This is a genomic window from Paenibacillus sp. AD87 (assembly GCF_001659845.1).
In the GTDB taxonomy this organism is placed as follows: Bacteria; Bacillota; Bacilli; order Paenibacillales; family Paenibacillaceae; genus Paenibacillus; species Paenibacillus marchantiae.
In genome coordinates, this window is record NZ_LXQN01000007.1 from 677,235 (window position 1) to 691,875 (window position 14,641).

13 protein-coding genes are annotated in these 14,641 nt (G+C 45.7%); 7 read left to right on the top strand and 6 right to left on the bottom strand.

Going from position 1 to position 14,641, the window contains the following annotated elements; genetic code table 11:
• Nucleotides 1-22: 22 nt before the first annotated feature.
• Nucleotides 23-874, bottom strand: coding sequence for a leucine-rich repeat domain-containing protein (locus tag gpAD87_RS03095; RefSeq protein ID WP_064636144.1), 852 nt, complete (start codon nt 872-874; stop codon nt 23-25).
• A gap of 165 nt (nt 875-1,039) precedes the next feature.
• On the opposite strand from gpAD87_RS03095, the gene gpAD87_RS03100 reads away from it, so the two are divergent.
• The 3 genes from gpAD87_RS03100 (at nt 1,040) to gpAD87_RS03110 (ending at nt 2,935) form a co-directional block, all read left to right on the top strand.
• Complete coding sequence (locus gpAD87_RS03100) at nt 1,040-1,717, top strand: Crp/Fnr family transcriptional regulator (RefSeq protein WP_064636146.1); 678 nt, start codon at nt 1,040-1,042, stop codon at nt 1,715-1,717.
• A 63-nt stretch (nt 1,718-1,780) separates the two neighbouring features.
• A complete protein-coding gene (locus gpAD87_RS03105; RefSeq protein ID WP_064636148.1) occupies nt 1,781-2,437 on the top strand; it encodes a DUF2625 family protein in 657 nt (218 codons plus the stop codon).
• Between the two features lie 33 nt (nt 2,438-2,470).
• Nucleotides 2,471-2,935 carry an SMI1/KNR4 family protein gene (locus tag gpAD87_RS03110; RefSeq protein WP_064636150.1) on the top strand — a complete coding sequence of 155 codons (465 nt, stop codon included), beginning with the start codon at nt 2,471-2,473 and terminating at the stop codon, nt 2,933-2,935.
• A 122-nt stretch (nt 2,936-3,057) separates the two neighbouring features.
• Here gpAD87_RS03110 and gpAD87_RS03115 read toward each other — a convergent pair whose 3' ends face one another.
• The 3 genes from gpAD87_RS03115 to gpAD87_RS03125 all read right to left on the bottom strand — a co-directional run bounded on the left by gpAD87_RS03115 (nt 3,058) and on the right by gpAD87_RS03125 (nt 7,851).
• Nucleotides 3,058-4,401, bottom strand: coding sequence for an MFS transporter (locus gpAD87_RS03115; protein WP_064636152.1), 1,344 nt, complete (start codon nt 4,399-4,401; stop codon nt 3,058-3,060).
• Nucleotides 4,402-4,608: 207 nt separating this feature from the next.
• A complete protein-coding gene (locus tag gpAD87_RS03120; protein ID WP_064636153.1) occupies nt 4,609-7,260 on the bottom strand; it encodes a cation-translocating P-type ATPase in 2,652 nt (883 codons plus the stop codon).
• A 219-nt stretch (nt 7,261-7,479) separates the two neighbouring features.
• A complete protein-coding gene (locus gpAD87_RS03125; RefSeq protein ID WP_064636155.1) occupies nt 7,480-7,851 on the bottom strand; it encodes a hypothetical protein in 372 nt (123 codons plus the stop codon).
• Nucleotides 7,852-8,057: 206 nt separating this feature from the next.
• On the opposite strand from gpAD87_RS03125, the gene gpAD87_RS03130 reads away from it, so the two are divergent.
• The 3 genes from gpAD87_RS03130 (at nt 8,058) to gpAD87_RS03140 (ending at nt 11,820) form a co-directional block, all read left to right on the top strand.
• Entirely contained in the window at nt 8,058-9,692 is a 1,635-nt protein-coding gene (locus tag gpAD87_RS03130) for an AraC family transcriptional regulator (RefSeq protein ID WP_231952423.1), read from the top strand.
• Between the two features lie 115 nt (nt 9,693-9,807).
• The gene (locus tag gpAD87_RS03135) at nt 9,808-10,782 is read left to right on the top strand and encodes an ABC transporter substrate-binding protein (protein WP_064636157.1); all 975 of its coding nucleotides are present in this window, start codon (nt 9,808-9,810) and stop codon (nt 10,780-10,782) included.
• A complete protein-coding gene (locus gpAD87_RS03140; RefSeq protein ID WP_064636159.1) occupies nt 10,783-11,820 on the top strand; it encodes an NAD(P)/FAD-dependent oxidoreductase in 1,038 nt (345 codons plus the stop codon). It begins immediately after the preceding gene.
• A 119-nt stretch (nt 11,821-11,939) separates the two neighbouring features.
• On the opposite strand, the gene gpAD87_RS03145 is transcribed toward gpAD87_RS03140, so the two are convergent.
• Nucleotides 11,940-12,653 carry a MerR family transcriptional regulator gene (locus tag gpAD87_RS03145; RefSeq protein ID WP_064636161.1) on the bottom strand — a complete coding sequence of 238 codons (714 nt, stop codon included), beginning with the start codon at nt 12,651-12,653 and terminating at the stop codon, nt 11,940-11,942.
• Nucleotides 12,654-12,764: 111 nt separating this feature from the next.
• Between gpAD87_RS03145 and gpAD87_RS03150 the strand changes: the two genes are divergently transcribed.
• Complete coding sequence (locus gpAD87_RS03150; protein ID WP_231952424.1) at nt 12,765-13,718, top strand: alpha/beta fold hydrolase; 954 nt, start codon at nt 12,765-12,767, stop codon at nt 13,716-13,718.
• A gap of 2 nt (nt 13,719-13,720) precedes the next feature.
• Here the strand turns inward: gpAD87_RS03150 and gpAD87_RS03155 are convergent, their stop codons facing one another.
• Nucleotides 13,721-14,491, bottom strand: a complete 771-nt coding sequence (locus gpAD87_RS03155; protein ID WP_064636163.1) for an isoprenyl transferase — start codon at nt 14,489-14,491, stop codon at nt 13,721-13,723.
• Nucleotides 14,492-14,641 lie beyond the last annotated feature (150 nt).

Sequence of the window (14,641 nt, forward strand, 5' to 3'; positions counted from 1 at the left end):
TTCATGCAGAAGGCTATAATGCTCATGTATAAACCACACAGCCTCTTTGCTCGAGGGTAGTTAAGCAGGAAGTGGGTCTCAGATTGCTATTCCACCTGAGATCAAGCTTCTCCAGATGCTTCAGCTCTAGGATGGATTCAGGAATTTCCGAAATGTCGTTATCTCTCAAATCTAGCTCAATCAGGTTGGCGAGTGCACCGATTTCTGAAGGTAAATGGGTTATTCTGTTTGTTCTGAGGCTTAGTTTTCTCAATTTTTTCATGCCCTGAATAGAGTGAGGCAATTCATTAATCCGATTGTTGTTACAATCCAATATGCGAAGTTCAGTAAGGTGGCCTAGTCCCTGAGGCAGGTGAGTGAGCAGATTACCGTATACGTGAAGTTCCCTCAATTGGCTTAGTTCGGTAAGCGATTCGGGAAGTGATTCCAGTTTGTTATAATATAAACGTAGCTCAATGAGGCTCTTCAGATTGCCTAATTCTGCTGGGAGCTCCCGAAGCTGATTGTCTGTAACATTCAGATATCGAAGTGACTTGAGGTTACATAACTCTGCTGGAAGATTTGTAAATCGATTGTTGCTCAGGTAGAGGAACGTATCCAGCGAGCTTAATTTTCCAATTTCTTTGGGCAACTGTTCGAGACGATTATGTCCAAGATCCAGCATTCTCAAGTGAGCAAGGCGGCCGATAAGGCTTGGCAAAATCTCAATTTCATTTCCTGCATAATTCAAAACTTCAATATCAGTATGTTGGAACAGCTGATCGGGAATTGTGTTGATCCGGTTGTTATAGAGGCTTAGTTCAAGCAGATTTTCAGTATCCCATACATGTTCCGGTGTCTCGGTTAAACCCAGCCCATCCAGATTAATTCTCATCACATTCTCTCCTCGTTATACAAAATAATGGACATGCCGGTTGTGGAAAATAGGTGGTTTGATTGTGGCATCGTGTGCTTGAACCTACTATAACAGCGCTGGTGAAGAAGTGCTGTATGCCAGCATACGATCATCCGAGGTACAGAAAGGAAGCTTATGGGCATTATGACATTATGGCAAGATATTCCTTTATTTAGAGACTTGTATCCGGAAGAACTTGAAGAAATCCGTCCTTTATTCCGAACGATATCTTACCCAAAAGGCAAACGGATTTTTGATGAAGGTGAACCGAGTCATTTTGCCTATATTGTGTTATCGGGAGTCATCAAAGTGTACAGAACGACACAGGGGAGAGAGCATACGGTAGATCTGCTGGGTCAGGGCGATGTCTTTGGAGATATGGAGCTTGTCGATCCCATTAAGGAGAGGATGTTATCCGTGGTTTCCCATCGTGACAGTGTGGTCTGTACCATTGACGGTAAGGCATTCAAACAGTTGATTGTCCAATATCCAGGTGTTAAGGACCGTTTGCTACAGCTTCAGATTGATCGTCTGATCCTGGCTAATGAGAAGCTGCATGAGATGAAAATCAATGATGCCAAAACACGATTAATGCTGACGCTGCAAAAACTGTATTCCAAATTCGGTGCACAGGAAGAGGGAAAGTCCATCATTAATTTGAGACTGACTCATCAGGATCTGGCAGATATGGTTGGAACTCTGAGGGAAACGGTAAGCATATTGTTAAAGGATTTGCAGCAGCAGAATGTGGTCCAAATGCAAAATCAAAAAATAGTTATTATGAACCCTAAAGCGTTGATGAGCTTCGCCAAGTCTGAATAAATACGAGCAGCTATTGGAAATGAACGATATGTAAAGTTAAAGGTTGGAGAGGGGCGAGTGATCATGCATAAACTATCTGCAAATGAATTAGTGGATCGGGAACATCATGCTTGGGAGGAACTCAAGGAACTGTTGGACCATGGACAAAATAAATACACCTATATTCCTGCACAGCGGGAGGCCGGAGAAGATGCGCTCTATCGCCTCCAAGTAAGCACCAAATCCTATTTGGGAGCCGTTGCCTATGAGACAGAGGGAATCGTGTTAGATGATGGCTGGATTACGTTACTTGGATCGGGTGGTGACCGTATTTTCGGGAGTCTGACCCGTTGGAATGGTGTGGGTGACAAGCCGTGTGTACCCGCATTGGAAGGCATGATGATCGTCGCCTACGATGCGGCGGGTGGGTTTTTCGGAATGGATATGGGCAAGTATGGCCGTACAGGACATGTATACTATTTTGCCCCTGACACGCTGGAATGGGAATCGACAGAACTGGCTTATTCAGGCTTCATCAACTGGTTGGCCAACGGTGATCTGGAGCAGTACTATCAGACCTTTCGTTGGAAGGGTTGGCAGAACGACATGGGACAGCTTCAGACAGGACAAGTATTTGCGTATTATCCACCGCTTTGGACGGAGGAGGGCGGCGGCGAGAGCAACAGCAAAGCTCCTGTAGCAGTGGAGGAAGCCTGGAAAGCAGCATTGGTTGGAAAATGATGTGCTATGACAGGGCTGTAGGGGAGGGAGAGTATGAATAACTTGAATATCAATAACATTCAGAAGCATTACAGCATTGTGTTTCCGCACGAATATCTGGAGTTCCAACGGAAGACCGACGGTCAAGCATTTGATATGATTGAAAATGGAGAGGTCATCGATTGGGAAATTCGTTTCTCTGCTCTCGATGATCAGTTCATTGCAAATAACATCAATCTGGTAGACGATGTGAATCCGGATCCGAGCCGGATTATTCCGTTTGCTTGGAGTGTCAGCAGCGGCAACAACTATTTATTGGATTACCGAAAGAATTCAGAATCTCCTGCCGTACTGGTTATGGATCATGAAGAGGCGATGGTGCGTGAAGATGCTGAGAGTGAATCAGAGACCTCGGAGGAAGCCCAGCAACTGCTGGAGGAAAATGTACGAGAGATCGCTGATAATTTCAATGCATTCATAGCTTGTTTAAAAGCCAGACCGAGTGATCCAGTTGAGTGATTCACCGTTTGAATATCCTCGTGAACGACAAAAGGCTCGCGCTATGCGCGGGCCTTTTACTCAATCGAATACATGAATGTTTTGATTGAATGATATAGAATACATACATCCTAGTTTGCAACCTATCCAGTCTCAGTCATCGTAACCGTAGAAGTTGATCGTGCAGCTCTGTTGTGCCAGACCACGATGACAAGCGAGGCCAGACAGACCAAGAGCAGACATCCATATACATAATGATAGGCTTCCTCAACCGGAACACCCGGAATGCCATGCAGCATAAGCCCGCAGACAGCTACGGATACCGAACCGCCAAAAAACTGGATCAACTGCAGCAAGCCCATACCGGAACCGATTTGCGCTTTGGGCAGCACCCGAGACGCTTCGTTATTCAGCGAAGCAATCGAGGCGGAGAGTGCCGGGGAGAAGAAGAGATATCCTCCGGTGATGATCAGGGCAGACTGATTCAGTCCCAGCATAAACAGAGCAAGCACTGCGGCTAGCAAAATGTGCCCGATCATCAGAAAACGTATATTGCCATAGCGATCGATCCAGCGACCTACAAAACGGGTACAGAATGCCGAGACGATGGCTCCAGGAGCAATCAGCAGACCAATAGCCAGTGACGAGCGTCCAAACAGATCAGCGAGCACTAGCGGCATCAGGAATAGATTCCCCAGATTTACGACCAGAACACAGAATCCGATGATCAGTAGCCGGGTAAACCCGGGTGTTCGGAATACATGTGGATTCACAAAAGGGAGGCTCGCCCTGCGAATATACACGATGTGCACAATAAGTGAAATGACACCGATGGTCAGCCATAACCATGACTGCTGAGTAATGGCAATCAGAAGGGTAGTTGCATTAATCACGGTTAATGCTGCACCGAACATATCAAAGGGATTCTCCGGTTTGGCCGTTTCACGCGGGAGAAAATAGAGCAGTACGGGCAGCGCAAGCAGGACAAGCACCGTAATAGCGAAAAGTCCATTCCAGCCCCAGTACTCACTAATGAGTCCACCCACAATAGGGCCAAGCCCAAACGCCATGGCACTGCCTGATGAGATCAGTGCGATGGCTGCTCCACGCCGCTCCACTGGGATATAGCGGCTCGCGATAACAAGCCCAAGTCCGGCCATGACCCCTGCACCCGCAGATTGCAAAATGCGTGTCAGCAAAAGGATCGCAAAGCTGTGCGCAAATAATCCCAGCAATGAAGATAAACCAAGGATTAGCAAGCCCACCGTCAGCAGTTTGCGTACCGGAATACGGTCAGACAATCGACTGTAAATCACTGTCGACAAGGCATAACCAATGGAGTAGCTTGAAATGACCCAGGAACCCAGGTCCGATGTGATCTGAAGATCATGAATAATAACGGGTAAAGAGACGTTAAACATGGTGGTATTCATCACAACGATGAATAGGCAGCAAGTCCAGAGAGGCATTACAATTTTATCTTTCACGTAACCATTCCTGTCTATGAATTCAATGGGATTCCTCATTCATATACCTGTTTCACGTTAATCACAACAGGCACCCAAAATCAATAAACTATTTTACGCTCAATCTATGTATATGGCAATAATGTCATACGAATTCATTCTTATACAAAAACGGCGTCCTGACCCAGGACGTCGTTTTTGCACATGAGCATTTTCATTTATTCATTTTTAGGACGTAGTAGCTGGTGTGCCACGATTGCGAATCCTCTTGATGACATCCATCAGAATGACCGCGGCGAGAGCGAGTCCCCCTGCGATGAGGAACTCATTCCAGCCAAAGGCTGTCGGGATGGCGAAGATGCTGCGAACCCCTGGAATCAGCGTGACTCCATACAGGCAGAGACAAACTAGGATGGAGCCGAGAACATATTTGTTTGTGGTGAAGCCAACCTGGAAAATCGTCTGTGTGTTAGAGCGCGCTGCAAAAGTTTGCAGACTCCGTGCCAGAATCAGGGTTGTGAAGGCCATAGCCACACTCATTTCCTCTGAGATCCCAAGTCCAATATATTGGGACACGATGACAGCCACCCCGATCAGAACACCACGTGTAATGACAGCCTGCAACGTTCCGCCAGCAAAGATGCCTTCGTTGATATCCCGCGGTTTGCGCCGCATGATATCCGGTTCAGCTTTTTCGGTACCCAGTGCAATTGCAGGCAGGGAGTCATTCACCAAATTGATGAAAAGCAGCTGGAGAGCTGTAAATGGGTTCACCCAGCCGACCACAAGTGCAAACAAAATGGCGATAATCGCCCCGAGGTTTCCTGCAAACAGGTACGCAATGGCTTTTTTGATATTATCGAATACCATACGCCCTACACTGACTGCATTCACGATGGAGACAAAGTTATCATCCGTCAAAATCATGGCTGCCGCATCTTTTGCGACATCCGTCCCGCTGCCCATCGCTACGCCGATGTCGGCCTGTTTCAGTGCAGGTGCGTCGTTGACACCGTCTCCGGTCATTGCTGCAATCTTGCCTTTGCGCTGCCACGCACGCACGATGCGGATTTTATTTTCAGGAGATACACGTGCATACACCGAGATATGTTCGAGTTGCTGATCGAGTTCTTCATCGGACAGTTTGTCCAGCTCTGCTCCGGTAAGAGCCAGGTCGTCCGGGCCTGCAAGTCCGATATCAATACCAATCGCTTGAGCTGTTGTTTTGTGGTCTCCAGTGATCATGATGGTGCGAATGCCCGCCTTCTTGGACTCTTCAATGGAACCATATACAGCTTCACGCGGTGGATCAATCATGGCGGTCAGACCAACAAGCGTGAGATCATGTTCGTCCTCAATGGTGAGCTGATCTTGGTCATCAAACTTTTTGTAGGCGTAGGCCAGCACACGGAAGGCCCGTTTGGAGAACGCTTCATTCTTTTCTTCAAACTGCGTGCGAATCTCAGGTGTCAATGGCTGAACTTCACCGTTCATAAATACATGACTACAGCGACTGAACAGTACATCCGGTCCACCTTTGGTCAGCAAAGCCGTCTGTCCTTCAAATGTGTGCACAGTGCTCATCAATTTCCGATCCGAGTCAAAAGGAAGCTCGGCTTCACGCGGAAACTGGTCACGAATTTCATTGTAATCCTTGTTCACCCGGTTACTGAAGGCGATGAGCGCTACCTCGGTGGGATCACCAAGTTCCTTGCCTTCTTGGTTAATATTCGAATCATTGCAGAGTACTGCAATATGTAACAAACGCCGTTCCTCTGCAGACCACTGTTTGGGATCATCGGGGAATTGATCTTTTGTGCCATGGGGAATGTAATAGTCCACCACGGTCATTTTGTTTTGAGTGAGCGTTCCTGTTTTGTCAGTACAGATAATACTGGCAGAACCCAAGGCTTCCACGGCAGGAAGACGTCTGATGATGGCGTGCTGCTTGGCCATTTTATTCGTTCCCAGAGACAATACAATCGTCACGATGGAGGAAAGAGCTTCTGGAATGGCAGCGACAGCAACGGCAACTGCGAACATTAGGGCATTCACAATGGATGGTCCAATATTTTCCGTTCCTTCAGTTAGCCAGACACGTCCTGCTTCGATGGCGAAAATAAGAATCGACAAGCCTAGGATAAAGAAGCCAAGCTTCTTACTAAAGGATTCCAATTTCCGTTGCAATGGAGTTTCCTTCGCCTCTGCATTTTCGATCAATTCGGCAATCTTGCCGATTTCCGTTTTCAGCGCTGTACCCGTAATGACGAGCGTACCCCGACCATACACCACCAGTGATCCACTGAATGCCATATTGCGACGGTCACCGATCGGAGCTTCTTCCGGGATGGCATCTGTGTGTTTCTCTGCTGCTTCGGATTCTCCTGTCAGCATGCCTTCGTTGATGCGCAAGCTGCCTGATTCCAAAATGCGGCCGTCTGCCGGGACATAATCCCCTGCATCCAGCAAGACAATATCGCCCGGAACGAGTTCCCGCGCGGGAATCGTTTTTTTCTGCCCGTCACGAATGACTTTGGCTTCGGGAGCAGACATTTGCCGAAGTGCGTCCAGAGAACTTTCGGCCTTTTTGGTCTGCACAACGCTGATTACCGCATTTAACAGAATGACGAGAAAAATGATTAGCGATTCGATCAGGTGTCCAAGGACGATCTGAACAGCGGCCGCGATCAGCAGCACGATAACCATGGGATCTTTAAAATTTTCAATAAATAGCTTCCAGATGGGGGTTGCAGCTTTTCCCTTTAACTCGTTATAGCCTTCCGTCTCCAGTCTCTTCGCAGCCTCAGAGGTTGTGAGCCCGTCCGTGGAACTCTGAACGTCCTGAAGCGTCTCCTCTGCGCTGTGTCTGTAATATTGCAAATGACCAGCTCCTTGGATCATAGATTTCAATATGCTTCACTTGTATTACCCTTACGGGCAAAATATAGAATCGTTCCATTTCATTATTTTTTATGTACACAGTATTTTTCATAAGCAGTCCAGATATGCCTGGTTTTATTTTTTTATTTTCAGTGATGCACATACAAGACATGCATCACTGAATGTTGAATGAAATAACACGTCGGTGAATCTAACCAATTAGATTAATCGATAGCCGGGAGGAAGCTCGCCGGTTCTTCTAATTTTGCGAATCTGTGCCAGTGTTAACCGCTGATTTGAAGCAATAAGGGATTCCACATCACCTCTGCGCAAGAAGTCATCCAGTTCGCGAATAATTCGATTCCCCCGCAATACAACGAAATTGTCACGAAAACGTGAACGATCAAATAACACGAGTGTGGCGTTTGGATTGGTTGAGAAAAATTTCAGACTTTCGATCCCTGTCAGAACAGCATCAATATCGGCGATTCCGAGGTTGCCACGATATACTCTTCGAAGCCCTCTGAAATTCTCCTCACTGTACACGGTAAGACGGGGATACGTCTGAGAAATAGAGACCTGTTTATCCATGGGTCATTCCTCCTCTGCTGTTAGACAAACTGTCTATATGACAGATTGTGATATACCATATGTTGAAGAGCAGGTAATGGCTTGGACAATAGTCTTGGAGAGAAGAAGTTCATAGATGATATAAATAGTACTTGATGGAAAAGCATTACGGTGAATTGCATTCCAGTATACAATGCAGGAATGGAAAGAATTTAAACATATAAATCATGAAGAAAGGGATGGCCATACATATGCCCAACAACATAGAGTGGATGGCTCAATGGAAGTCAACTAAGCCACTGACAGACCAATGGATGATTACGGGCAAGCTGCATCACTTTCCTAGTCATGCTTTACTACTCGTCCTCGATGGGAATGCGAACTGGAATATTAATGGTCATAGGGTTCCGATATCTTATGGTGAGTTAATTGCTGTGCAAGAAAACTCTGTGATCGAAGTGATTGAGGTTGGTAATCTGGATTTGGCCGGATGGCATGTTCAGTTCGATACATATGCGATGTTTCCAGACCGAGGTGAAGTGGAGAAATATGAATGGCATGTACCGTCAGGAGACACATATCAAAAAGTGAAATTAACCAGTGGTACACTGGCGAGTCTCAGCGAACATTGGAGTGAAAAAGGTTCTCCTGATCCAAATGCCATCCGGGTTAGAAATCAGCATCTGGTGTATGAACTTTTGCAACATGTATACCATGAGTTGTCGGAAGAGGGGCCAAACGTGGAACGAAGCATTCTCCGCTCTGTGGAATACATGCAGCAACATTATGAACAGGTCATCACCCGAAAGCAATTGGCTGAGGTCGCAGGCATCAGTCCTTGGCATTATTCACGCAAATTCAGTGAGCGTTATGGAAAGCCGCCTCTGGATTATCTGGCTCATTACCGGATATACCGTGCTCAAGAGGAGCTTTTATTAACAACGGCTACATCTCAGGACATTGCCAAAAAGACCGGATTTGAGGATGCCCATTATTTCAGTCGTCGTTTCAAACAGTTAACGGGTGTTTCCCCGAGAAATTATGCACACACGCTACCCCAGCGTAAAATCGTATGTCTTTCACCGCTTTGTGCGGAGGTGTTGATTCACTTGGGTATTATTCCGCATGCCGTTGTGGTAACTCCCTTGCTTTTGCCTGAACATCAACATGAACTATTTGAAACGCATCAGGTGAAGATGTTGGAAGTCTCCCAATATGAGCTGGATGTGGAGCTGATTCGGCAGGTTGAGCCCGAATGGATTGTGGGAAATTGTTGGACAGAAGAGATCAAGCAAAGGCTGCGCACAATCGCACCCATCATAACTGGTTTAAATAACGATTTGGAGGCTCTGCTCCATCAACTGGCTAGTTTGTTTCACCGAGAAGATACAGCCCATAAACTTCATATGCAGATGAAATTGGAAGTAATCGCAGCACAGCAGCAACTGCAGCATTTTGCCCAATCTTCCTCTACCGTGATGGTGCTGAGGGTAGAACCGTTTGGTTATCGATATTTGGGTGGTCATTCTAATGGGGTATCCCATTTACTGTACGAACAGCTCCGTTTAACTTTGCCAAAGCCGCTGCAATCAGGGGAGGCGTGGTTTAATCCCTGCTCACTCGACTTGTTGGCCAAAGCCAATCCCGATTACCTGTTTGTGGAGAAACGAGTCATGCAGCACTTTAGTTCTGAAGAAAATATGAACAAGTTAGTGGAGAGCGCTCAATGGAATGACTTGAAGGCTGTAAAAAACAACAGGGTATTTCTCGTGGATACTCGCCTGTGGGTGGATGGCCGCGGAATTATTGGAAACCAAATGATTTTGAATGAAATTGTGAATAGCCTGTTCACCAATGTCTGATAGAGCACAATAATCCAACTAAATACGCACCATCTCCTATGGAAGGATCTCTTCCTATTTGCTAGTATTTGATAATAATTATCATTATCATTATTACATAAGGGGCGAGTAGATCATGTCACGAAGGTTTAAGGGTTTTGGAGTGGTGCTGTTGGCACTAAGTCTGGTGCTTTCCGCCTGTTCCGGTTCTTCTGATAAAGAAGTGGAAGCTTCAGCAAAAACGGCAGAGAAAAATGAGACGAAAGTTGTTCGGGATCAGTTTGGAGAGGTGACGATTCCTACGAATCCTCAAAATATGCTTGTACTGGATTCCATCTATGCCGAGTACTTGATCGAGATGGGCGTTACACCGCAGATGGTTATATTTGTTCCGGAGATTGAACCGGACTATCGTGCGTCTTATTTTGAGGAACACGGGGTCCAAATGATTGAAGCGGAACAATATCAATATAATTATGAACAATTGCTGACGTTGTCACCAGATATGATTGTTACCGCAGGCGTAGGTATGGAACAAGGCGTTTATGATGAACTATCCAAGATTGCTCCAACGGTGGCTCTGGATTCCAACAGTGAAATGCAGATTGCCATGCCGAAGCTGGCTGCCGTCTTTGACAAGACCGAGGAATCTGCCAAAGTGCTGGCTGAATTTAATGAGAAGGCGAAGCAGGCACAGGAGAAAATTTCTCAAACCATCGGCGACAAAACCGTGCTGGTTCTTCGAGTAGAGCATAATCGTTACCGTTTCATGGGTCCCAAAGGAGGAAGCAGCAGCGTCTTTTTCTATGATACTTTGGGTCTGAACAGCCCTGAAGTCATCAAAGACTCTACAGATTGGTTTAGCCAGTTTTCCCTGGAATTTTTGCCGGAAATGAACCCGGATTATATCTTTCTAGAAGACAGGACGCTGAAAGGCTATGATACGAAGGAATCCATGGACAATCTGAAAGAAAGCAAAGTGTGGGCGAGTCTGAATGCAGTGAAAGACAATCATGTCTTTCCGCTGAAAACGAGTGATTTTGTAACAGGTGTGGGTCCTATTGGGTCGGCCAAGTTGTTGGATTATGTCGTTGAAAAGTTGGTGCCATAAATGAATACTGAAGCAGAGCAGCAATTGGACATTTACGACATAACGATTGTTGGTGGCGGACCGGCAGGAATGTATGCTGCATTTTACAGCGGGATGAGAGCCATGCGTACCAAAATCATTGAAGCCAAAGAGGAACTGGGCGGATTTATGCGCACGTACCCGGAGAAACTGGTCTGGGATGTAGGTGGAGTTGATCCGATTCGTTGTGAGAAATTGATTGATTCCCTGGAAAGACAGGCAAGAACCTTCGATCCAACCATTGTATTCGGCCAGGAAATTGCTCAGATGGAACGAAGCGAGGATCAAGTATTTGTACTCACCTCGAAGACAGGAGAGCGTCATTACACACGTACGATCTTGTTATGTGCAGGCAGAGGCATGACGCAGGTTCAGAAGCTGGATATTGAGGGCGCAAATCGGTATGAGCTGACGAATCTGCACTATACCATTACGGATCTGTCCAGATTCAAGGATAAACGTGTGCTGATCTCGGGAGGCGGGGATTCCGCAATAGATTGGGCGAATGAAATGGAGGGATTGGCACGAGAGGTCATCGTAGTGCACAGACGACAGAAGTTTACGGCACATGAGCTGCCTGTTGCCCAGATGAAAGCTTTTGCCCAAGTCTTGACTCCTTACAGCATCTCTCGTTTATATGGTACAGGAGACAAAATAGGCCGCGTTGAACTCGCCCATGTAGACAATGGGGAAATCATGCCAATTGAAGTGGATGAAGTAGTTGTAAGTCATGGATACGATCGTGATTTCGGTAACCTGGTCCATTGGGGACTAGAACGTGAAGATTACGGTATCTCGGTTGATCCGCGAATGTGCACAAGTCAGCCGGGAATCTTCGGAGCAGGTGATTTCATTACCTATGGAAGCAAAGTCCGACTGATTGCTGGTGCATTTAATGATGCCGTACTGGCAGTAAACAGCGCCAAGCTCTATCTGGAGCCGACTGCTTCCGATATGGCAGGAGTATCGTCCCATAATGCAAGGTTCTTTGAGAAAAATAAAGCCATTTCTACCCTGTAAATCAGCATGTGTACAATGTGAAGTAATAGTGAGAAGCCTGACCGGTATTGAGAATAATTTCTCGAACATGTGTCGGGCTTTTTTTTTATTAAAACTTCCAATCTCAACTAACCATTACGTTATCCTTGTGGTTCCTGAAATAATTCAATATATGTCATAAGTTCCTTCACGCCTGCAAATTGTAGGGACAGTTGGCTGTTAAGCTTTTGCAGAGCCAGCTGGAAGGCTTTATTGATCTGTGTATAATCATGTGTGCCGACAGTGTTCAGAAGCTCTTTCATATGTTCAATGTAGTAGACGGATTTTCTTAAACTGCTAATGACCAATATCTTTCTTAATTCGTCTTGGGTATACATTCGATAACCGTTGTTAGGGTCTCTTTTCGAGCAAATTAAGCCTTCGGTTTCCCAATGCCTGATAGCAGAAGTGTTGACCCCGGCTGCTTCAGCAGCTTTTCCAATCGTCATTGCCTCTGTCGTTCCAACCTTTCGATCGTTAGCAAAATCCACCTGTTGCACCATCTTCCATATGTCTTCCATTCGTTGCTTCTCCAGTTGGCTGTTGTACAGCTGTTGGTTCATAAGCCAGAGGGCATCGATTGTATCGCCCTGTTTTACTTTTCTCATAACCTCATATGCAACGGGAATCTCATACCCTTTCAATAATAAACGAATGGCAACAAACGCCTGAAGATGAACAGGGGTATAGTACCTGTGATTGCTGGGGGTCCGTGGAACGTCAGGAATCAGGTTCTCCTTTTCGTAACGTCGCAGTGTAGTTGAACTTACATTCAGCATTGTGGCAATCTGCCCAGGTGTATATGCTCGGTTCATGTTTCTTCTCCTCATACTTCAAGTAAAACCTTCAAGTGCTACACTAACATACAACGCGCCAAAGTCCATATTTTATCCACATTTTATAATGAAAACCGAAAGGTTGCATCCATGTTATACACTGAGGATATCAACAGTAAAGGACTGGTTCAATTGCAGAAAATGATTACATTGTTAAATGGCTCGCAGCTTGAAGTAGGTCTGAGGGGAGCGCAAGATCGTGGCGTCATTATGCTGCCCATAGCCAAAAAGTCCGTAACCGGACAAGAAGCTGAAACCCTAAAGTTATGGGGTGTTGATCCTGAATTGGGTGCAAAGTTTATCGACGGACTTTCCGATGAATTTCAGATCCTGCATTTTGATTATGAAGGCCACTATATGGCACATCCCCATCCGGAACATTTTACGCCCGAATATATCGCTCAGGATTTGTTACGAATTGCGGATCAGATGAATGTGAATCAATTTAGTTATTATGGATACTCCTGGCTGGCTCTCGTTGGACTGCAGTTAGCCCTGCGGACTGACCGTATGGAAAGTCTCATTATGGGAGGATTCCCGCCATACGAGGGGCCATATGAGGAAATGCGAGTAGTGACCACAAAGACATATGAGGGAGCATTGAAGCAGCATGAAGAATCTGGAGAAATACACTCAGCAGAAGCTCTAATGAAAGCAAAAGAATTGAGTCCGGATCAATTGGATTGGGACAACGTGGAGTTAAAGATCGATCCGGCTCAAACGAAACAATTTGCGACCTTGTATCAAGGTTTAATTGATTTCGATGATCAACGTATTCAAACTCAGTTGAATATCCCCAGATTGGCTTTTGCAGGAGAGAGAGATACGATTGTGTATGGTGAGAAATTTGGCAGTGTGACGGTGGATATCGCTGGACGATTGCAAAAGCATAAACCCGTTCTTGAAAACCTCGGCTGGACCTTCGAAATCATCAAGGGAGCGGATATGGATCACACCAAAGCGATGCAGCCCAGTACCGTTCTCCCTATTATCCATCCCTGGTTAAAAACTCATTTAAGCTCAGGATCGGCAAAAACAAGTTGATATTACTGTGTGATATCGTCTAAAGCTCTTTGTTTGCGCTGCTGATAATCCAGAATGGATTCGTATAACAATTGCTCATTGAAATCCGGCCACATCACATCCGTGAACCAGAGCTCGGAATAAGCAGCTTGCCATAATAGAAAATTGCTTAACCGTTTCTCCCCACTGGTTCGGATCAGCAGATCGGGGGCAGGATTGAGTCCGGTATACAAAAACTTTTCAAAATCCGCCTCGGAGATTTCCGAGGTTTCTTTGTTTTCTTCATTATTTTCTACGATGTACGTTTTGATCGCTTGTACAATATCGTTTTTACCCCCATAATTCATCGCAAAATACACAGCCATCCCGCTGTTCGTTTGGGTTAGTTCCACCACTTTGCGCATCGCTTCCTGTGTTTCTTCTGGGAATTTTGAGATATCACCGATAAAATTAACTTTGATATTATTCTGATTCAGTTCCTGAACAGTTGTATCCTGTACAAATTCGATCACCAGACTAATGATGTAGTCGACCTCTTCCTTGGGCCTTTTCCAGTTTTCCGTAGAGAAGGCGTACAGAGTAAGAGAAGCAATCCCGTTTTTGTGGCACATGCTTATCGTTTCCCGCATCGTCTGCATTCCTGCATAGTGTCCGGCACTTCGAGGCAGCCCTCTTCTTGTCGCCCATCTTCCATTTCCGTCCATCATAATTGCGATATGTTTCGGGACCAATCCGTTCCAGTCGATGGAATGGATTGTATTAGGTTTTTCTTTATGTACACGGTGCCATTTCAATGAAAATCCCTCCTGCGCAAGCTAGAATGAGTTAGACTCGTAAAATGAATTCAAATATCCAAACTGATTTCCATAATTTATGGTTATTATATAGGATTGCACAGGGACAAGCCATGATAGGTTTACTACATTAGTATCGTGCAGAACATG

Coding starts and splice junctions, on each gene's coding strand:
- gpAD87_RS03095 (WP_064636144.1), bottom strand. CDS start 874: ATGAGAATTAATCTGGATGGGCTGGGTTTAACCGAGACACCGGAACAT.
- gpAD87_RS03100 (WP_064636146.1), top strand. CDS start 1,040: ATGACATTATGGCAAGATATTCCTTTATTTAGAGACTTGTATCCGGAA.
- gpAD87_RS03105 (WP_064636148.1), top strand. CDS start 1,781: ATGCATAAACTATCTGCAAATGAATTAGTGGATCGGGAACATCATGCT.
- gpAD87_RS03110 (WP_064636150.1), top strand. CDS start 2,471: ATGAATAACTTGAATATCAATAACATTCAGAAGCATTACAGCATTGTG.
- gpAD87_RS03125 (WP_064636155.1), bottom strand. CDS start 7,851: ATGGATAAACAGGTCTCTATTTCTCAGACGTATCCCCGTCTTACCGTG.
- gpAD87_RS03130 (WP_231952423.1), top strand. CDS start 8,058: ATGAAGAAAGGGATGGCCATACATATGCCCAACAACATAGAGTGGATG.
- gpAD87_RS03135 (WP_064636157.1), top strand. CDS start 9,808: ATGTCACGAAGGTTTAAGGGTTTTGGAGTGGTGCTGTTGGCACTAAGT.
- gpAD87_RS03140 (WP_064636159.1), top strand. CDS start 10,783: ATGAATACTGAAGCAGAGCAGCAATTGGACATTTACGACATAACGATT.
- gpAD87_RS03145 (WP_064636161.1), bottom strand. CDS start 12,653: ATGAACCGAGCATATACACCTGGGCAGATTGCCACAATGCTGAATGTA.
- gpAD87_RS03150 (WP_231952424.1), top strand. CDS start 12,765: ATGTTATACACTGAGGATATCAACAGTAAAGGACTGGTTCAATTGCAG.